The 20,533-nt window shown below is 37.9% G+C and carries 13 protein-coding genes; 3 read left to right on the top strand and 10 right to left on the bottom strand.

All coding sequences use genetic code 11. The annotated features are described in order from the left end of the window. Window positions 1–18: 18 nt before the first annotated feature. The 6 genes from ACE1TH_RS00530 to ACE1TH_RS00505 are packed head-to-tail and all read right to left on the bottom strand — an operon-like array spanning window position 19 to window position 6,215. A complete protein-coding gene (locus ACE1TH_RS00530) occupies window positions 19–1,854 on the bottom strand; it encodes an ABC transporter substrate-binding protein (RefSeq protein ID WP_375078209.1) in 1,836 nt (611 codons plus the stop codon). Window positions 1,855–1,871: 17 nt separating this feature from the next. Beyond that, window positions 1,872–2,774 (bottom strand): ABC transporter permease, encoded by a 903-nt coding sequence (locus ACE1TH_RS00525; protein ID WP_255301140.1) that lies wholly within the window; start codon window positions 2,772–2,774, stop codon window positions 1,872–1,874. 21 nt (window positions 2,775–2,795) lie between these two features. Next, a complete protein-coding gene (opp4B, locus tag ACE1TH_RS00520; protein ID WP_099301743.1) occupies window positions 2,796–3,758 on the bottom strand; it encodes an oligopeptide ABC transporter permease in 963 nt (320 codons plus the stop codon). A 4-nt stretch (window positions 3,759–3,762) separates the two neighbouring features. Beyond that, window positions 3,763–4,695, bottom strand: a complete 933-nt coding sequence (locus ACE1TH_RS00515; RefSeq protein WP_099301744.1) for an ABC transporter ATP-binding protein — start codon at window positions 4,693–4,695, stop codon at window positions 3,763–3,765. After that, window positions 4,682–5,704: an ABC transporter ATP-binding protein gene (locus ACE1TH_RS00510; protein WP_099301745.1), complete on the bottom strand. Its 1,023-nt coding sequence runs from the start codon at window positions 5,702–5,704 to the stop codon at window positions 4,682–4,684. Before ACE1TH_RS00510 ends, ACE1TH_RS00515 begins: the two co-directional genes overlap by 14 nt. A 34-nt stretch (window positions 5,705–5,738) precedes the next feature. Beyond that, on the bottom strand, window positions 5,739–6,215 hold the full coding sequence (locus ACE1TH_RS00505) for an Lrp/AsnC family transcriptional regulator (RefSeq protein ID WP_255223800.1): 477 nt from the start codon (window positions 6,213–6,215) through the stop codon (window positions 5,739–5,741). A 445-nt stretch (window positions 6,216–6,660) separates the two neighbouring features. Between ACE1TH_RS00505 and ACE1TH_RS00500 the strand changes: the two genes are divergently transcribed. The 3 genes from ACE1TH_RS00500 (at window position 6,661) to ACE1TH_RS00490 (ending at window position 15,779) form a co-directional block, all read left to right on the top strand. Next, window positions 6,661–7,701 (top strand): LCP family glycopolymer transferase, encoded by a 1,041-nt coding sequence (locus tag ACE1TH_RS00500; protein WP_375078208.1) that lies wholly within the window; start codon window positions 6,661–6,663, stop codon window positions 7,699–7,701. Window positions 7,702–7,915: 214 nt separating this feature from the next. Then, window positions 7,916–12,067 carry an SH3 domain-containing protein gene (locus tag ACE1TH_RS00495; protein WP_375078207.1) on the top strand — a complete coding sequence of 1,384 codons (4,152 nt, stop codon included), beginning with the start codon at window positions 7,916–7,918 and terminating at the stop codon, window positions 12,065–12,067. Window positions 12,068–12,290: 223 nt separating this feature from the next. Further along, a complete protein-coding gene (locus ACE1TH_RS00490; protein WP_375078206.1) occupies window positions 12,291–15,779 on the top strand; it encodes a CDP-glycerol glycerophosphotransferase family protein in 3,489 nt (1,162 codons plus the stop codon). A gap of 99 nt (window positions 15,780–15,878) precedes the next feature. On the opposite strand, the gene ACE1TH_RS00485 is transcribed toward ACE1TH_RS00490, so the two are convergent. From ACE1TH_RS00485 to ACE1TH_RS00470, 4 genes are read right to left on the bottom strand one after another with little or no spacing between them, the layout of a single operon-like run. After that, a complete protein-coding gene (locus ACE1TH_RS00485) occupies window positions 15,879–17,480 on the bottom strand; it encodes a glycosyltransferase (RefSeq protein ID WP_176554295.1) in 1,602 nt (533 codons plus the stop codon). Between the two features lie 59 nt (window positions 17,481–17,539). After that, entirely contained in the window at window positions 17,540–17,932 is a 393-nt protein-coding gene (tagD, locus tag ACE1TH_RS00480) for a glycerol-3-phosphate cytidylyltransferase (RefSeq protein WP_375078205.1), read from the bottom strand. A 22-nt stretch (window positions 17,933–17,954) separates the two neighbouring features. Further along, complete coding sequence (locus ACE1TH_RS00475) at window positions 17,955–19,739, bottom strand: CDP-glycerol glycerophosphotransferase family protein (RefSeq protein ID WP_099301753.1); 1,785 nt, start codon at window positions 19,737–19,739, stop codon at window positions 17,955–17,957. Between the two features lie 3 nt (window positions 19,740–19,742). Then, entirely contained in the window at window positions 19,743–20,531 is a 789-nt protein-coding gene (locus ACE1TH_RS00470) for a CDP-alcohol phosphatidyltransferase family protein (RefSeq protein WP_099301754.1), read from the bottom strand. Window positions 20,532–20,533 lie beyond the last annotated feature (2 nt).

The following is a 20,533-nucleotide window of genomic DNA, read 5'->3' as shown; positions in this document are numbered from 1 at the left end:
AGGGCTTCAATCCTGTTCTTATTCACCATGAACAGCAGGCGTTTCCTCAGACAGATAAATTGTATGGTAGCCATAGTCATTGTTTCCAACTTCAATGCTATAACCATTTACTCGCTGGTTCATTGGCGTTGGAGCAATTCGGTATTGTTGCGCTACCGCAGGAGCAACTTCATTGAAATATTCTTGCCATTCGTTGTAAACGTCTTGGCGATAATCAACATCAAACGCTTCAACGGACTGCCCTCTTTCAATAATGTCTTGAGCTGTTTCATCTGTGTATCTTGTGTAGTTGCTTGGTGAAGTCGGTCCCCAAAGTCCATCTGGATCTACATTTGAACCAACACCCCAAGCGGCAGTATATACATCGATCTCAGGATCATCTTCTTCTACACGATCATAGAACGAGTTAAATTCATGGGTTTGCCCTTCAAGCATTTCAACATTTAAACCGATTTCTTCCCAGCTTTGAATTTGGAACTGCGTCACCGCTTCTGCCGTTGCATCACCTGACATTGCAGCAAATGAAATCGTTAAATCATCACCATCAGGCGTTCCACGAAAGTCACCAATATACTCGTAGCCAGCATCATCTAACAATTGGTTTGCGGCATCAACGTCAAACGGAATGCCTTCATTTGTTTCATCATGATAAAGCGCGTGATATGGTGGAATAATCGTATTTGCCGCATAACGAAGGCCGTTGTACATTTCAATCCCTAACGTATCGTTATCAATGGCCATTGCCATTGCACGGCGTAAATCTGGATCTGCCATTTTTGCATCTGGATCTGGTACATTTTCCCCGTCTTCCCATGTTCCTAACTTAAAGCCAATGTAGCTAAATGATCGATCAATACGGCCAACCCAATCGAGATTTGTCATATGAGCATGGTCGGCAAATTGTGTCTGTGGATAATTCAACACTAAATCAACCGCTCCACTCTGCATCGCTTGTCCGATAACATCTGGGTTGTAAACCTGGAAATCAATGCCATCAAGTTGTGGCGCTCCTTGCCAATAATCTTCATATGCTGAATACGTGACTGACTCTCCTGGTACAATGCTTTCAACTTTAAAAGGTCCAATCCCAATAGGATTTACACGGGTATTTTCATGTTCTGCTTGTTCATCAACCGGAATATCTTCCCACACATGTCTTGGATACGGGTAAGACCATAGTCCACCAGCCAGTGTTGCTGGAGAAGCCGTTGCAAATGTCACTTCCACCGTGTGGTCATCGACAATATTAAAACCACTAATTTCGTCTGCCTCGCCTGCTTGATACTCGGTAACTCCTTCAATAACGGCAATATTTGACCCATAACGTTGTCCAGTGTAATCAGGGTGCGCTATGATTTCATAAGCATATGTCCAATCATCAATGGTTAATGGTTCTCCGTCATGCCACGTCACGTCGTCACGAATGGTCACCGTTGCCGATAAATAATCATCTGACCATTCAATCTGCCCAATTCCATCGTCCGTATAGTTAAAAGCTTCATCCCATGTAAATATATAATTATGAAAGATTTCAATTACATCCGCATCAAAACCCGACATATAAAACACAGGGTTTAGCGTTCCTTCAAATTCAGCACTACTTACAGAGGCCACGCTAAGTGTCCCACCATCGATTGCTTCGCCTTCTTCGCCTTTCGTTGGCTCAAAATCATCAATTGAGTAAATACCATCTTCATTATAAATGAGGTCATCTGTTTCTCCCCCATTGCCACTATCTCCGCCACCTGTTCCTTCTGAAGAGCCACCATCTCCATTATCACTACAAGCAGCAAGTGCAAGTGCCGCAACTAGCGTTGGAGCCAAATAGTATTTTGGCTTTAAAAATTTCTTCATAATTAAATCCTCCCTTTTTATCCTCTTCTTTGTTTTGCGTCAGCTGCACGCTTAAGCGCTTGACCGACATTATTTATACACAGCATCAATACAAAAATAAGTACTGCTGCAGGTAACCAAATCCATGGGCGAAGCTCAAAAATTTGTGGGTTTGTTGAATAACTAACAAGTGTCCCTAAACTAGGTGTCGTTTCAGGAAACCCAAACCCTAAAAACGATAATCCAGATTCAATTCCAATATTCGCCGCTAGTGAAAGCGTAAAATTCACAATAATGATTGAGATAACATTAGGTAAGACATGACTAAATATAATTTTTATATTCGGCGTTCCTAACGTCTTCGCTGCGTGTACATATTCTAGTGAAGCTTCTTGGAGTGCCTTTGACCGAACAAGTCGGCATGTCCCCATCCACGAAAAGACTATGAAAATTAAGCAAAATTCAACCATTGTATAGCCAGGGCGAATTGCCACGACAGCAATAATGATTAGTGTTGTTGGTAAGATAAAGAACATATCAACAATTCTCATAATGAAATTATCAACGTTCCCGCCATAAAAACCAGAAATTAATCCAATACCTACACCAATAATTGTCGAGACAACCGTTATGGCTACACCGATGAAGATAGAATTTCTTGCGCCGATCATTAGTTGCCCAAATACGTCTCGACCGCCATGATCCGTACCAAGCCAGTACTCAGCCGACGGCTCATTAAATAAGTTAAATAAATCAACTCTTACTACCTCTGATTGATCCAAGATTAACGAATAAATAATCACTGGAACTGTTAATAAAAAAAGAATTATTAATGAAGTCATTGCAAGTTTATCCCGCATTAACTCTCGAAAGATCACACTAATAGCAGATGGACTTTTTTGAATATTAGCGGTTTGTTTTTGTAAGTTAGGTTGTTCCAAAACGTTTTCCCCGCTTTTCTATTATTTGATTCGTATCCTAGGATCTACAATTCCTAAAATAATATCTGATAACACTGTTCCAATAATTGTTGCTAATCCGAAAATTAGCAGAAGTGATGATACAATACTAAAATCTCGGTTCGTAATCGACGTAATTAACAAGTTTCCCATTCCCGGAAAAGCAAAGACTCGTTCAATAAAGACAGCACCCGTTATAACACCGATAATTTCGTAGCCGAAAAAAGCAGCGATAGGCAGTAAGGAGTTACGTAAAATATGCTTGTTGTACATCCTGTTCTCATTTGCACCTTTTGCCCTTGCTGTTTGCACAAATTCTTTATGCTTTGTATCAATCACTTCACTTCGCAAATATTGAACTGTACCAGCAATCGTTAATAAAGCGAGTGAGATGGATGGAAGAAGCAAGTGATAGACTTTACTTATGTAATAATCTAACGTTCCTGGAACTGTACCAGCAGCAGCACTTCCCTGCGTAGGGAACCATCCTAAATTAAAGCCAAAAACGAACAACATAATAAGACCAAAAATAAACGTTGGAGCAGCAAACCCTACATATGTAAAACCAGTGATTGCTTTATCTGCCCAACTATCATTAAATCGGCCACTAATAATTCCAAAAGGAATGGCTAGTAAATAGGAGATTAATAGTGTGAATACGCCTAATAACAGCGTATTAGCCAAGCGATCTCCAATGACATCAGCTACAGGTTGAGAATATCGAATAGAGAAACCTAAATCACCTTGGATAAAGCTCGTAATCCAGCGCCAATATTGTTGATACCAAGGATCATTTAAGCCGTACATATCTCGTAAACGTTCAAGTTGCGCGGGATCCACATCAGGATCAATCATCCCTGAAAAAGCATCCCCTGGCATTAAACTCGTTAAAAAGTAGATAAATAGTGATAAAACGAATAACTGTGGTATAGCAATGATTAAGCGACGTATAATAAATTTAATCATATTTCTAACCTCTCTCAGGCAAAGCCACGGAATGTGTGCTCGAAATCGACTTTAATTGAAAAGCAAGGCCATCTCGATCGAAATAGTTTTCTTGACTCACTCCAAACTCACGATCAATTTTGTCACGTAAGTTAACTTTGCTTTCTCGGTTAGTTGGATCAATATCTGGGATTGCCGATACTAAACGCTTTGTATAGATATGTTGTGGGTTATTAAAGATATCCTCCGGTGTACCTTCTTCAACAAAGCGACCTTTGTACATAATTCCAATTCGGTCACAGATGTGGCGGATGATACCTAAATCATGACTAATAAATAAATACGTTAAATTTAATTCTTTTTGGATCTCTTGCATAAAATTCAACACTTGTGCCTGAACGGATACATCTAATGCTGACACAGGTTCATCAGCGATAATGAGCTTTGGTTTTAAAGCAATGGCTCGTGCTATTCCGAGTCTTTGACGCTGTCCACCTGAAAATTCATGCGGATATTTAAAAATACTGTCTTTACTAATACCCACTTGCTCTAAAAGCTCTTCTACAGCGACCATCTCTTCTGCTTTCGTCATGTTCCGATGATTTCGAAATGGCTCAGCAATAATATCAAGAATTCGCTTCTTTCCATTTAATGAAGAGTATGGATCTTGAAAAACCATTTGAATATTTTGTCTCAACTTATAATTCTCTTTCTTCTTTTTCGTAATATCGACACCATCAAACATGACTTTTCCTTCAGAAATATCATTAAGGCCAATGACAGCTCGACCAGTTGTTGTTTTCCCTGAACCTGATTCACCTACAAGTCCGTAAGTTAAACCTTGTTCTAATTTTAAACTTACACCGTCAACTGCCTTTACTTGACCGATTGTTCTTCTTAAGATTCCACCTTTTATTGGAAAATGAACTTTCAGATCCTCTATTTCAAGAAACGCCATCGCCCACTGCCTCCTCTTCTTTAGTTGGAAAATGAAATTCTTTGTAGCATGAGCAGCGAACAAAATGTCCGGGAGCTATTTCATGTAATTCTGGATTTTCTTCATGAGCTGCCTCACTTATCCATGGAATTCTTTCTTTAAAACGACATCCTTCCCGTGGTAGGTTGACGAGTGAAGGAACAACACCTTGAATAACATGTAGTTTTGACTTTGCTTGATTTTGTGTTGGATTTGATTGTAAAAGTGATCGTGTGTATGGATGCTTAGGGTTTTTAAATAACTCAATAACTGGCGCAATCTCAACAATTTGGCCAGCATACATAACAGCTACACGATCAGCCATTTCAGCCACAACACCCAAATCATGCGTGATTAAAATCACGCCTGTATTTAAATCGTTCTTTAAATCTCGAATTAAGTTTAAAATTTGTAGCTGAATCGTTACATCAAGTGCTGTTGTAGGTTCATCGGCTATTAAAAATTCTGGATCACAAGAAATGGCAATGGCAATGACAACACGTTGCCGCATACCTCCTGACAATTCGTGTGGAAATTGATCATAAATCGACTCCGCTCTGGGGATACCTACTTTATTTAAGAGTTCAATCGTTTTTTCTTTACGTTTATTTTTTAACAAATTTGTATGTAGATATAGACTTTCGCTAATTTGGTCGCCAATTGTTAACAAAGGATTTAGTGCGGACATTGGATCCTGAAAAATCATCCCCATTGCATTTCCGCGTAATTTTTGCATTTTTCTCTCGGGTAAATTCGCTAAGTTTTCACCATGAAAATTCATTTCGCCTTCTATTTTTGAATTCATCTTTGGATGTAAACCCATGATTGAAAAAGCGAGTGCACTCTTACCTGATCCTGACTCACCGACGATTCCAAGGACTTCATTTTTATTTACATCAAGAGATACGTTGTCTACCGCTGCGTAATAGTCATCTTTTATACGGAATGATGTTTTTAATCCCTTAATTTCTAATAATCTGTTATTTTCCATTATGCCCACCCTACTCGGTCATTTGTTGTTTCGTTTAGATAATTGATTTCCCGTCTTTACTCGTTAACAAGTAATCTATCGAGTCTTTGTATCCTTTTAATTGAATACTTACGTCCATCGTTAAGATAGCAGGTGATTTTGTTAATGTTCCGTTAATAAAATCAATGAGATGCTCGTTGCTATTAAAATATGCTTGTACAATGAAATGATGATAGCCGGAAACAGAATCTACACATAAAATTTCTGGAAACGATGCGAGCCATTTCCCAACCTCGTCTTGTTTGCCTACTGCAACACTTACACCGATAATTGCCTTTACCGATAAGCCTAGTTTGCTTGGATCAATTTTAATAATAAAATCAAACACACCGTTATGTACCATTCTTTTTGATCGTTGCCTTACCGTACCTTCACTAACGTTGAGTTGCCTAGCGATTTGACTGTAAGTGAATTTTCCGTCTTTTTGGTATAAATCCAATATTTTAAAATCTAATGCGTCAAGTTTCTCCATTTGGTATCACTCTCTTATTTCCCAACATGAATGTAAACTTCATTCTACGAATTCATTATTGAAAGTTCTGATTTATTCATTTTTTCGTAAAAGTTATTGTTAGTATATAAGACTGATTCAGGTAAAGCAATAAAAATTTTAGATAAATGTGACTTTCATTTAAAGTTTTACTTAATTTTCGATATTTTCGTCCAATCAGTATACCATATTCTAGAATAATGTATATTCTTATTTTTCCGCTTTTTTCTTTAATACTACTAGCTATTGGTTTCCCCATTTATTATACTGACAAATTCTGCAACATCCTTGGTAGAACTTGTTAGAAAATCTGACGGTTTTTTTCTTTAATTGAGTAACATTTTTGCGTAACGTTTATGATATAATTTTAATTTGGGATAAGAGAAATTCATTTTATATAAACGAACTGAAAAGAGGGATTGGCGTAATGGAGGAAACACGTAAACGTCGCCGAAAACAAAAGAAGAAGAGACTTGTACTAAAAACTGCTCTGTTTACAGCCCTTGTTGGCTTACTCGCAGTTGGTACAGGGGCTTGGTATATTGTTAATCAATTGAATGATACCGCAGCAAGTGCTTATCAAGGATTAAATCGTGGTGATAAATCAGAGTTGCGCGTTCAACCTGTTGATGTTGGGAAAGATAACTTTTCTATGCTCATTCTAGGAAGTGATTTCCGAGATGGCGACAGTGGTGGTGAACGAACGGATACTATGATTGTTGCAACATTTAACAAAGGAGATCGTTCAATTAAATTAACAAGTATACCTCGCGATACGTATACAGAAATTATTGGGTACACTGAGGGACCTTTTTACGATAAGATCAATCATGCTCATGCTTTTGGTGGGATTGACATGGCCATTGATACGGTCGAGAATTTACTAGATATTCCAATCGATCACTACGGCTTAGCTCGTTTTGACGGCCTCGTTGACATCATTGATGCACTTGATGGCATTGAAGTGGATGTCACTTACGAGTTTAACTTTAATGAAAAAAGCCGAGATGTTGATTTTGATTTCACAAAGGGTCCTACTCATATGGATGGAGAAATGGCTTTAGCTTATGCGAGAGAACGAAAATCTGCTGAAGGTGGTGGCGATAAAGGTCGAGGAATTCGCCAGCAACAAGTAATTGAATCGATCATCGACCGTACAGCTTCACTTTCTAGCATCACACGTTTTAATGATTTCTTTGATGCGATTGGCAACAATCTACAGATGGACTTAACGTTCGGTAATATCGTCTCGTTACACGGCTATGCTTCATCAATTGATTCTATCGAAACATTGCAGCTTCAAACTGATGGTCATATGCGCCAAGATATTTATGGAAATAATATTTGGTATGAGGACGCAGTAGAAGAAGAGTTACTAGAATTACAGCATACATTAAGAGAACATTTAGAACTCCCGGTAGAAAATGATTCAACATTAGAGACATCAACAAGCGATTCGTTAGACTAGACCTTCGTCTAGTCTTTTTTTTGTCGAAATTTCAAAAACAGGACTTCGTAACTAGGTTTTATTCTTTATAATAAGAGGTATAGTTTCAGGATATCTCTGTATTCGACGAGATATTGCAAAAAATACTTCGACTCTATTAATATATGAAACTTTTCATTCGATAATATAGTTGAGGTACAAATTTTTGGAGGTGTTTATCATAAAGAAGAAGATTTTGATCACAAGTGGCTCAGCCTCCGCACTAACGCTCATCGCAACGGCTCTGCCTCTTCAAACAACGTTGGCCAACTCTTACAACGTTGTCGAGAATCATTACCCTATTTCATTCAGTGACGCGGTCGATCGGCAAATGGGGCTTTCTGCTCCCCCTCAAACGGACAAAAATGGGCGCTGGCAAAATGCATCTAGAAATGATGTTGCGTACTACATGAATCCAAGCAATTTCAGTCAAGGAACATCCTCTTATCTACAATTCCTTGATTTGACCTCTAGTGCTGGTTTAAGTGCACAAGCAATCAATTCACAACTTTTGTCCAATAAAGGTATCTTGTCTGGCCATGGGCAAACTTTTATAAATGCGAGTAAGTTGCATGGCGTGAATGAAATTTACCTGATCTCCCATGCCCTATTGGAAACAGGAAATGGCGGCTCGCAATTAGCACGGGGCGTCCAGTACAACGGAAGAACCGTTTACAATATGTACGGAATCGGTGCCTTTGATGGCAATGCTGTTCAAGCTGGCGCTCGTTATGCTTATAACCAAGGTTGGTTTACGCCTGAAGATGCCATTATTGGTGGTTCTCGCTTTGTATCTAATAATTATTTCGGTCGCGGTCAAACCACATTATACAAAATGCGTTGGAACCCCTCTACTCCAGGGACGCACCAGTACGCTACCGATGTAGGCTGGGCGGTTAAACAAACCCATCAAATGGCGAATCTATATGGGATGGTTGACAATTATAATTTACAGTTTTCATTACCTGTCTATAATAACCAACCCGGTGGCAACCAACCAAGCGACAATGAATTAGAACCATTACCACCAAATACATACGGAACGACAACCGCTCGTTTAAATGTACGAACAGGTCCTGGAACAAGTCATTCCATTGTTACAACGTTAAATAAAGACCAAAAAATTGATCTTATCGCAAAGTCTGGTCAATGGTACAAAATTAAAGCTGGCAATGTGGAAGGCTATGTATCCGAACAATTTTTATCAATCGGAAAAGACAGCGAAGACCAAATTGACGAAATTGATGAAGACGTTATCGCAGAAGGAAAAACAACTGCTCGCTTGAATCTTCGTAGCCAGCCAAATACATCTAGTTCGATTCGAACAACCTTGTCAAAAGGACAAACCCTACAAATTGTTAAACAAGAAGGAAACTGGTACTTTGTGCGTGTTGGCTTTCAAACAGGGTGGGTTTCTTCCGAGTTCGTTTCAACTTCAAATGAAAACGTTGGGGACAGCAACCCTTCTCTTGGGTCCGCTACAACGACAGCTCGCTTAAATCTTCGCTCTGGTGCGGGCACGTCTCATCGTGTTTTAACGACGCTACCTGTTGGGCAGAAACTCGAGCTTCTCCAGAAACAAGGCAACTGGTATCAAGTCAAGGCTGGCAATCAAACGGGTTGGGTTTCTTCTGAGTTTGTTTCAACTTCAGGTGAAAACGTTGGGGACGGCAACCCTTCTCTTGGGTCCGCTACTACGACAGCTCGCTTAAACCTTCGTTCTGGCGCAGGCACGTCTCATCGTGTGCTAACGACGCTACCTGTTGGACAGAAGCTTGAGCTTCTTCAGAAACAAGGCAACTGGTATCAAGTGAAGGCTGGCAATCAAACGGGCTGGGTTTCTTCTGAGTTCGTTTCGACTTCAAACGAAAACGTTGGGGACAGCAACCCTTCTCTTGGGTCCGCTACTACGACAGCTCGCTTAAATCTTCGTTCTGGTGCGGGCACATCGCATCGTGTTTTAACAACGCTACCTGTTGGACAGAAACTCGAGCTTCTTCAGAAACAAGGCAACTGGTATCAAGTGAAAGCTGGCAACCAAACGGGCTGGGTCTCTTCTGAGTTTGTTCAAACGAGCGGCGGAAACAATGTCGATAATAGTAACCCTTCTCTTGGGTCCGCTACAACAACAGCTCGCTTAAATCTTCGTTCTGGTGCGGGCACATCGCATCGTGTTTTAACAACGCTACCTGTTGGACAGAAACTCGAGCTTCTTCAGAAACAAGGCAACTGGTATCAAGTGAAAGCTGGCAACCAAACGGGCTGGGTCTCTTCTGAGTTTGTTCAAACGAGCGGCGGAAACAATGTCGATAATAGTAACCCTTCTCTTGGGTCCGCTACAACAACAGCTCGCTTAAATCTTCGCTCTGGTGCGGGCACATCGCATCGTGTTTTAACGACGCTACCTGTTGGACAGAAACTTGAGCTTCTTCAGAAACAAGGCAACTGGTACCAAGTCAAAGCTGGCAACCAAACAGGCTGGGTCTCTTCTGAATTCGTTTCAACTTCAGGTGAAAACGTCGATAACAGCAACCCTTCTCTTGGTTCTGCAACGACGACGGCTCGCTTAAATCTTCGCTCTGGCGCAGGCACGTCTCATCGTGTTTTAACAACGTTACCTGTTGGACAGAAACTTGAGCTTCTTCAGAAACAAGGCAATTGGTATCAGGTCAAAGCTGGCAACCAAACAGGCTGGGTCTCTTCTGAATTTGTTCAAACTAGCAGCGGAAACAATGTCGATAACAGCAACCCTTCTCTTGGTTCTGCAACGACGACGGCTCGCTTAAATCTTCGCTCTGGTGCGGGCACGTCTCATCGTGTTTTAACAACGTTACCTGTTGGACAGAAACTTGAGCTTCTTCAGAAACAAGGCAACTGGTATCAAGTCAAGGCTGGCAATCAAACAGGTTGGGTTTCTTCTGAATTCGTTTCGACTTCAGGTGAAAACGTCGATAACAGCAACCCTTCTCTTGGGTCCGCTACAACGACAGCTCGCTTAAATCTTCGTTCTGGTGCGGGCACATCCCATCGTGTTTTAACGACGCTACCTGTTGGACAAAAACTTGAGCTTCTTCAGAAACAAGGCAACTGGTATCAAGTCAAGGCTGGCAATCAAACGGGTTGGGTTTCTTCTGATTTTCTCTCAATGGATAAAGCGTCTCCGTCTCAAGAGACTACTGTATCCAAAGCTGGTGAAACAACGGCTCGCGTAAACCTTCGTTCTGGCGCAGGCACGTCTCATCGCGTTCTAACGACGTTAAACAAAGGACAAGCGGTTGAAATTTTGAAGACAGTGAGTGGCTGGCATCAAGTTAAAGTCGGTTCACAAACAGGTTGGGTTTCTGCACAATATGTTACGGAAAGAAAAGCAGCACCTAGCATACAAGCAATGTCTCGCTCACTAATGGGACCAATGTTTATTCAAGAACAACCTATCACTGACGACCAAGATGTTTCTTCCGATGAAGTTGTTGAGGATGAGGGAAATACCGATTCTCTTGTTGAGTCCTCTCCTTCTGACGATCAAGAAGATTCTTCTGATGAAGTTGTTGAGGATGAGGGAAATACCGATTCTCCTGTTGAGGCTTCTCCTTCTGACGACCAAGAAGATTCTTCTGATGAAGTTACTGAGGATGAAGTGATCACCGATTCTCCTGTTGAGTCCTCTCCTTCTGACGATCAAGAAGATTCTTCTGATGTAGTTGCTGAGGATGAAGTGAGCTCCGATTCTCCTGTTGAGGCTTCTCCTTCTGACGATCAAGAAGATTCTTCTGATGTAGTTGCTGAGGATGAAGTGAGCTCCGATTCTCCTGTTGAGGCTTCTCCTTCTGACGACCAAGAAGATTCTTCCGATGTAGTTGTTGAGGATGAAGTGAGCTCCAATTCTCCTGTTGAGGCTTCTCCTTCTGACGACCAAGAAGATTCTTCTGATGTAGTTGCTGAGGATGAAGTGAGCTCCGATTCTCCTGTTGAGGCTTCTCCTTCTGACGACCTAGACTCTTCCGATGAAGTTGTTGAGGACAAGAGAAATACCGATTCTACTATTGAGTCCTCTCCTTCTGACGAACAAGAAGATTCTTCTGATGAGGTTGCTGAGGATGAGGGTAGCACTGATTCTTCTGTTGCTGAGACTAGCGCTTCTGAGGAGACATTGATTGAACCTGAATCTAAACGTAAAAAAATTGTTAGCCAAACTACCCTATTTTTAGATGCTGATGTCGAAAGTAATGCTGTGCTTCAGTTATCAGAGGGACAAGAGGTTGAAATTCTTGAAAAGAAATCTGGATTTATTAAAGTTAAAGTTAACAATCAAGAAGGTTGGATCGAAAGCAAATCCATTACTTTTTAATCAAATTTAGTTTTAAGCTTGTCAACAGTGTTGACAAGCTTTTTAAGTAGTTGTTTTTTACTTTTTGTCTATACTACTATCAAGCATAATTTTTAAAGATTTTTTATTTGCTGTCCCTAATAGGCTTTCTTAAAAAGACTCCACATAAAAAACTTTTATACTAAAATTAGACATGATAAAATGATGAAGTGTCTTAGAAGTTGCACATAGAAAGGAAATACCTATGCAAACCATTCAGCTCCTCAAATATACATTTAACAAAGGAAATTTATCACTTTCAATTCCTACAGAATCCCTCCCTTCAAATTGGGAACTATGCTTAATTAATCGTCATTCGAAAGAACTACTTTCATGTACTGTTACATCAACAGAAGTCAGTCGATCTTTTGGAGACATAACTGAAGTGAAGTTGTCATTTTCTTCGATTCCATTCAATATTGGAGAAATGAATAAAGAAATACATGATGTGTGTATAAAAGCGCCTTCAAAAAATTTCTTGCGCTTAAAGATGGAAAACCCACCAGTTAAAAAGAAAGCAGCGAAACATAGTATTAATCTTTATCCTTTAGATGATCAAAATGTTTCTCTCCCTTATATTACAAGAGACAACGAATTATCTATTCTAACTGGCTCTGCACCTCAATGTATCGAGAATTTATTTACAGTGCAGCCTGAAAGCATCGTAACAAAGAAGCAACATTTTCAAGGGAATAACCTTTTATTTGACGTATCAAGCCTTACTTTAAAAGAAAATGGCTATAGGTACCTTGTTTGTGAGGATATGTTAACAAGTGAACAAACCGTTATTCCTCATCAAATTGAGAAAAATGGCGCGACAACAACTTGTTCTGCTGATCTATCTGACCTTAATGTTAACAGTACATATCGTTTATTATTTATAACGGTTATTGGGCGGACATATTATAAACAAGAACTTCTGATAGTGAATCAATTAGAGTCTATTGAACATAAACTGAATGAAACGCGCTTCGTCAAACTCTCAGTATCAAACACATGCGCGTTGCTTATCCAACTTTTCCAAGAGCCGGGGGCTTTTGCTGAATTACATGAGCAACTACATTTAAATGATTCGATCCTACTAGAAAATGTCTATGTGCATGATCAAAAACTCTTTATACAATTTCTGGATAAAACAATTAAGATGGATCGTTATAATTACTATTTACAGAACGAAAATACAAAAGAATATGCGGATATAAATGAGTTCATAAAAGAAGAAGGCTTTGGTATGTTAAGCATCAATTTAGCCGGATTTTTAGCTCAAAAACAGGGATGGAGTAAGTGGCACCTTGTACTAACTTCCTCTCAGGAAGATAATCTTTCTTTTACTTCAGAAGAAGATGTGCCAGCTATTCATCGTTTTTCTTTATACCCTAAAGACGAACTCTCAAATCAAAGAGAGATTGGCTATTACAGTAAGGCAAAAGTGTTCTTTTCAAAGAATAAAGAAATAATCTTCATTATGAACCAAAACGCAAACTACGTTGAAGCACCATCCTTTATTCATACCGAGCTTCATGATATCAAGGATTTAAGCTATCATGAAAATACCTTTTCTTTCTACTTCTTAAATGAATGGTTTACGAATCAAGTCGATCACCGTTTTTATTTTGAAGAGCGTTCGACTAAAGAAAAGTATATGATTAGAAGTGCTATTTCCGAAGACGGTCGTATTTCATTAAATGTCCAGGAATTTATGACTAAACTCCATGATCAGAAATCTAGATGGGATTTATATGCAGCCGTTTATTACTCAAACACGCCGTTGATTGGTCAGGTTGGTCTTTATACTGAAAGAGTGAACCCTAGCTTTAAAAGGTATTTCTCTCAAGCAAATGTTCAGCCCATTGAGTTAGGTGAAGCAGTAAACCACTATGTTGTATCTAGCTACTTGAATGCCAACAATGCTATATCGGCAGTCAGCAGAGATGAGCGTTTTTTCGGAAACGAAAAGTACAAGCCAAAAACCAAACTAAAGAACTTAAAAATGAAAAATGAACGGATGTCAGGTCATTTCAGTATTAAAGTTCCAAATGTGGAGGCCTTCACAGTTCAATCGTTGACAATAAAACTACGTTCAAAAGTTGAACACCAAGAACACTCTATCGCTTATGCAGTAGAGTCTTCAAAACATGAAGATGGCTGGGTTAATGTGGCATTCAATCTAAACTTTGAAGATTTCAGACTTAAACCTTTCTACTACGAATTTTTTGTGACTTTAAAAATTGGGAACGATACTGTTTATAAAAGACTAGAGACTGGCTCGTCTAAACTCAAGAAAAAAATAAACAATAGTGTGATCAGCTACAACTATTTTGATAATGACCAACACGCAGTCATTTATCCTTATATCACACCATCAAACGTGTTATTTTTAGCATTTCGTCAAATGTCCGCAGATGAAAAGAAGCAAGATCGATTAAATGAATTAGTCGCTTATCCATTGTATGTTTTATTAAAACCAATTCTGAAGAACAAACGTTACTGGTTAGTGTATGAAAAAAATTCAGAGTCTGCTCAAGACAACTCTTATTATTTCTTTAAGTATTGCTACGAAAACCACTATGATAAGAACATTTATTATGTGATTAAGAAAGATTCACCAGACTATGCCAATGTTAAAGCCATGAGTGATCGAGTGATTCCATTCATGAGCATTAAACATCTACTCTACATGTGCGGGGCGAAGCTACTCGTCGCATCAGAAACTAGAGGACATCTTTATACGTGGAGGCACCAAAAAGGTAAAGTGAAAGAGATTCTAAATAATAAACCTTTCGTTTTCTTGCAGCATGGCGTAACAGCTTTAAAATTAAACGATAGTATTTTGCGGAAAGAATCGCCAGGCGGTGCCACAATGTATGTGACTACGTCTGATTTTGAAAAGAAAGTCATTATGGATGGATTAGGCTATAAAGAGCAAGACATCATGGTTACTGGTTTCCCTCGTTGGGATCATCTAAACGATAAGTCTCATCTACCGGAGTCTAAGGCAATCTTCCTCATGCCTACTTGGAGAGGCTGGCTAGATGAAGTGCCTGAGGATGAATTTATCGAAACGCCATATTATAAAAATTACATGGCTTTGTTAAACTCACCAGAACTAGCTAAAATGTTAGATGAATTTGATCTAACTTTAAATTTCTTTATTCACCCTAAGTTTAAAGAATACATCCATCGCTTTACAGCTTTAAATGAACGGGTGCGCATTATTTCTTTCGGAGAAGAACCTGTTAATGAATTATTGATGCGTTCATCCTTACTGCTTACAGATTACTCAAGTGTCGCTTGGGAATTTTACTACTTAGGGAAGCCTGTTATTTTTTATCAATTTGATATTCATGACTACGAGAGGTTAACAGGTAGTTATATTGATATGAATGAAGGACTGTTTGGTGATCGAGTTTTCGATCCAGATACTTTAATATCAACGATCTCTCATTATGTTCATAATGGCTTCAAAGAAAAAGAAGAGTACGCAAAGCAAAGAGATGATTATTTTGCTTACATTGATAATAATAATAGCGAACGTATCTATCAGGAACTTATTCAAAACGAAGATGAACTTGTCAAACGACATAAAAAGAAAAAGAAGACTTTCAAAGCTGTGCTGAAAGGAAAATTAAAAAGCAATCGCTTCACGTATGCAACAGGTAAAAGATTAATGCGCTTAAAAAAGAAGTTTACTTAATCCTTCTTTCGATAACATGGATCTAATAAAAAGAAGCACCTCTATTCGTATGTACTTCCTGTACGAAATTGGAGGTGCTTTTTTCTATTTAAATTTCTATTAATTTCGGCTTAAAAAGCTCATTATGCCTCGTTTTTTCTCCGTTATCTGTTTGCCCGAAATTTCATTAAAGAATGTCATCCAGTTATCAGCAAACGTTTTTGTAGAAAATTTGCCTAAGCTTTTTTGACTTACAGCATGTTCTTGCATGTTCCGTAATAAATCATCATTATTCATTAGATGGATAATTGATTTTGCTAACTGCTCATGTTTTCTTTCCTTTACCAACAAGCCATTATACCCATCTTGGATAATATCACTTGGACCATACTTAATATCGTAACTTACAACTGGACAATAATTAATTAGACTTTCAAGTAAAACTAAACCGAATCCCTCGTACCGACTTGTTAATAAAGACATACCAGCCTCTTGGAATTTTTCATGCGCTACTTTTGTATAGCCTTTTATTGTAACATGCTTATTTAAATCCAATTTAGTTATGAGATTTTGTAATGACTCTTCATGCTTTCCGTGCCCATAAATTTCGAGAATGGCGTCAGGATGCTCTTTCACAACAAGATTCATAGCTTGTACGGCTTCACTAACATGTTTTTGATATGCAAGTCTTGCAATCATGACGATTTTCTTATTATTTTTCTTTCTTAAGATTTCTTGATCTTGAACTGGCTCACGGTCAATTGCATGCGGGATAACGGTTATGTTTTTACCAGCTGTGTTTACTCTTTTTTCGATATCTTTTTTCTGAGCATCTGTTAAGACAACAAGGTTATTAACTTTATCCCAGTGGTCAAAAATACTAGTGTGTCCATCATTAATGTCCGAGTCAAATTGATATGGTTCCTTTAGGTGGTTCGTATGAATAATATTTGCTTTTATAATCTCTACTTCATTAAATTTCCTAATTACTTTATCTGCAGATCTTGCTTCTGCAACGACAATGGGTTGCTCATCAAGAGGTGCAAATAGATTTTTTAGAAAATAATTTTTTAAATCTTTTTCAGAATGAAAAACTTCCGTTACCTCACCAGCACGATCAAACATCTGCATGCGAATCACTTTGTTTTCCCCGTCTCGTAACTCGTACCATTTTGATAAATAACAGGTTCCATCTGTTCGGTAGTATAATTCTTGATTGGGTTCTCTAGTAAAGTAATTGTAGTAACTGGTTCTTGCTAAATAGCCGTAATGATCAAATTCATCCGAACGTGTGCAATAGCGATTTTCATTAAAATAATCAATTTTTTCTAATTTATCCTTGTTCTCATCGCTATATTTCTTATATTTAATGTATAACCCATTATCAAAAAAGCGATAGCTGTTCCCTCTCTTACTAACATTTAGACCTTCTTCTGAAACTGGATGATTCTTCTCCTCTAACGAGTCATAATTTGCTTCTCGCAGATACTCATACAGATTAATAATTTTTGTCCCTTGTTCAATTTTATTCGTTCGTAATAACCAACCCTCAACATTATTATTAAAAGCTGGCTGATAGTCTAACGTAATAATGTTACTATCTTTATCATAATGTTTTTTTAGCAATCTTGTTCTTTGCAACATGGCTTGGTTAAGTCCTGCAATGTTTTCAACAAATTTGTTAATGATAAAGTATAGTTCATTCGACGGCGCTGCATTCATAAACATTCTCCTCTTTTGTTTATTGTATTGTTGGACATCTAGCTAGTTTATGAGTGTGTTCATCGTCCAGTTGAAAGATCTTCTTTAATTTCAGAGGTGGAGATTCCTTCAGTTCTCGGAAGGTAAATAACGTCGCAATATTCTTTCAAGTCATCAAATTCTCCCTTCCAATCATCACCCATTACAAAAATATCAACTTCATATTTCAATATGTCTTTCTTTTTTTGTTCCCAATTTTCCTCAGGAATGACTAAGTCCACAAAACGAATAGATTCGAGAATCACTTTTCGATTTTCAAAGCTATGGTACGCTTGCTTCTTTTTTAGCTCATTAAATTCATCAGTCGATATGGCGACAATGAGATAGTCTCCTAGCTCTTTTGCTCTTCTAAGAAGTTGTATATGTCCCCAGTGAAGTAAATCGTACGTTCCATAAGTAATTACCCTTTTCACGTTAACCCTCCTAGAAGTCTTACTAATCATTTTTATTTTTAAGTAGTCGTTCACCTATTTTTGATATAAACGGATAGCGTTTAAACCTTCTCCATCCAATCGTTAATAAATCACTATTTTTTAATGTTCTTTTCCAATTACGGTTTTTAATTATTTCTTGTTCTTTTTCCTCTATATGACTATAAATGCGGTGGCTATTACAATTATCAAGATAAGCAAAGTATTGCTCACGCTTTTGTTTAAAAATCGGCTTTTCCTTAAAGCCATTTTCTATATAGAATTGCAGACCCGCTAAAAGCTCGTTTGTATTTTTTGATACATCCCCAAATAATTCGGTTTCCAAATCCATATACGAGCCTTGGTATTGTTCATACTTTTGTCGATCAAATTGATAGAAGAGAACCGGTTTCCCTTGCCTATAACTTTCCCAAGCAACACTAGAATAATCAGTAATCATAAGACTTGATCGCATGATTAGCGTATTTAAATTTTCTTCACCAAATTGAAAAACATTAATCCTTTTATTTGAGCTAACAAAATTTTGTACATATGTCATAAATTTTGGGTGCACATAAAAGTTTAGAATACAGTTATTTGCTTCCAAAAATACGATAAGCTCGTGTGATTGAAGCAATTCAGAGTAAGCCTTATAATAGTCAGAAAGAACGAATTCATCTTCTTCCACTTCTTCTAACCAATTACGCCAAGTTGGCATGAGCAAAATTTCTTTATCACGAACTTCAGATGAGCGATCATTCAACTCGTCCCAACGCGCCAACCCGGTTACGATTATATGGTCCTCTGGGTAGCCAAAATATTCTTCAACGATCTTCTTCTCGTATTCAGAAGATACAACAAAAAGTTCTGCTGAATTACCAGTGTTATAATTAAAGGTGTTATCTACTTTTTTCAGTCCAAGAACTCCGTGTTGCAGAAAAATATATTTTTTGTTATTAAGGACTGAACGAACTGGTCCTTGAGATACTCTCCACGCATAACCATGGCCTTTTGCCTCAGAAGAAATGATTACTTCTGCTGATAATAATAATAATAAATGTTTGAAAGACATGAACGTAAGTGTTCTATCTTCAAAATTTACCAAGTTTTTATTATCCGGGCTATCTTCTTTTATCACATAATAGACTCGCTTGTTTTTATGATTTTCATAGCAGTATTTAAAGAAATAAAAAGAGTTATCTTGTGCAGTTTCAGCATATTTTTCATGGATGATCCAAACTCGTTTTTTGAAGAACTTATAAAAACAGTGGTAATAAAAAAAAGCAGCATATTCTTTAAATTTATAGCTTGCTTTTTCATATTCTCCTATCTTTCGGTAAGTTAGACTGATCCCACCATTTACAGTAGCGTAGGGATAACACATATAACCCTCATGATCCACTTCTGTTTGAGAAAACACACCATGCTTCAGTTTTTTTGAAATCACATAGTTATCTGATACAACTCGCTCTTCTCTTATAGTATTATCCGGAAGCGCGAAAACGATATAAAAATCCCAATAAAACGGCTTTAAAGCAATATCGTCGAGATCAACAACACTGGATATGGCAAATACTTGGTTACTCCGACTTTTTACCCTCGTTGGAAAGTCGTAAAATGTAGTCGGTTCTTGTCTATGTACTAGACGAATTGATTGAACATCGAGGGGGTCTCTTGAATTCAAACCTCCTACTACCTTTATCGTAACCTTATTCTTTTTTTTGTTGAAACGTTTTAAAGAGAAATAAGCAGGATAGTTTTGCTTTAATTCTTTTTGTTCAAGACGATGTTCTTCAATATTCTCTCTCATAAGTTATTCATGCACCTCTGACTGTCGATCTTCAAAGCTTTTTACCGTAATAACAAACCTGGCAAGGACTTTAAGAACCATTATGGCCAAATATAAAATGATAAAGGTATTTATCACTGATACATTAAAAAGAATTTCTAAACCTGTTAACAATAAGATGATAAAGAAGAAACCTGGTAAACCAAGAATAAATCCCATCACTTCAAACACAATTGATTTCGTTCGTATTTTATTTACTGGATCTCTTACACGATCACCTACTCGTGAATTTAAATCAGTTAGTTGATATGCAATTGGTACAAACAATGCACTTATAATAATACAAATCATAAAATAGATAATGATACTAGTCCAAAATGTAAGCTGAATGAGTCCAAACATATTTAATAAGGCGAATAAAATTGAAAGATAAACCGGCAGCGTTGCTCCTTGAATAAGAAGATCAATGAAATACCCTTTGCTTGAAGTATTTTTCGTTAACCTTGCTACTTCACCATCCACGCAATCAAGTAAATAACCAAGATTATAACTTAAAAAGGCAAAAATAAATCCTAAGGGAGTAGCTTGTATAACAAAAAAACCCGACAACATAACGAAAAAGGCACTTAACCAACTTATTGCGTTGGGTGTCGCCTTCACTTTCAAACAAAATAACGTAACGAAGATAGAAATTCTTCTTAATACGTACCAAGACCATAGATCTTCCTTAGAACTATACGCTTGCGACTGAATTCGTAACTCCTTAATTCTTTTAGAATCGAACCAAGTGCTAGCGATCCTTGCTTCTTCCATGC

Origin of the sequence: Shouchella sp. JSM 1781072, assembly GCF_041949915.1 — a bacterium.
Taxonomy (GTDB): domain Bacteria; phylum Bacillota; class Bacilli; order Bacillales; family Bacillaceae_D; genus Shouchella.
The sequence above is the reverse complement of the archived record's forward strand: the minus strand, read 5'-3'. Positions and strand labels throughout refer to the sequence as shown.

Coding starts and splice junctions, on each gene's coding strand:
- ACE1TH_RS00530 (WP_375078209.1), bottom strand. CDS start 1,854: ATGAAGAAATTTTTAAAGCCAAAATACTATTTGGCTCCAACGCTAGTT.
- opp4B (WP_099301743.1), bottom strand. CDS start 3,758: ATGATTAAATTTATTATACGTCGCTTAATCATTGCTATACCACAGTTA.
- ACE1TH_RS00515 (WP_099301744.1), bottom strand. CDS start 4,695: ATGGCGTTTCTTGAAATAGAGGATCTGAAAGTTCATTTTCCAATAAAA.
- ACE1TH_RS00510 (WP_099301745.1), bottom strand. CDS start 5,704: ATGGAAAATAACAGATTATTAGAAATTAAGGGATTAAAAACATCATTC.
- ACE1TH_RS00505 (WP_255223800.1), bottom strand. CDS start 6,215: ATGGAGAAACTTGACGCATTAGATTTTAAAATATTGGATTTATACCAA.
- ACE1TH_RS00500 (WP_375078208.1), top strand. CDS start 6,661: ATGGAGGAAACACGTAAACGTCGCCGAAAACAAAAGAAGAAGAGACTT.
- ACE1TH_RS00490 (WP_375078206.1), top strand. CDS start 12,291: ATGCAAACCATTCAGCTCCTCAAATATACATTTAACAAAGGAAATTTA.
- ACE1TH_RS00485 (WP_176554295.1), bottom strand. CDS start 17,480: ATGAATGCAGCGCCGTCGAATGAACTATACTTTATCATTAACAAATTT.
- ACE1TH_RS00475 (WP_099301753.1), bottom strand. CDS start 19,739: ATGAGAGAGAATATTGAAGAACATCGTCTTGAACAAAAAGAATTAAAG.
- ACE1TH_RS00470 (WP_099301754.1), bottom strand. CDS start 20,531: ATGGAAGAAGCAAGGATCGCTAGCACTTGGTTCGATTCTAAAAGAATT.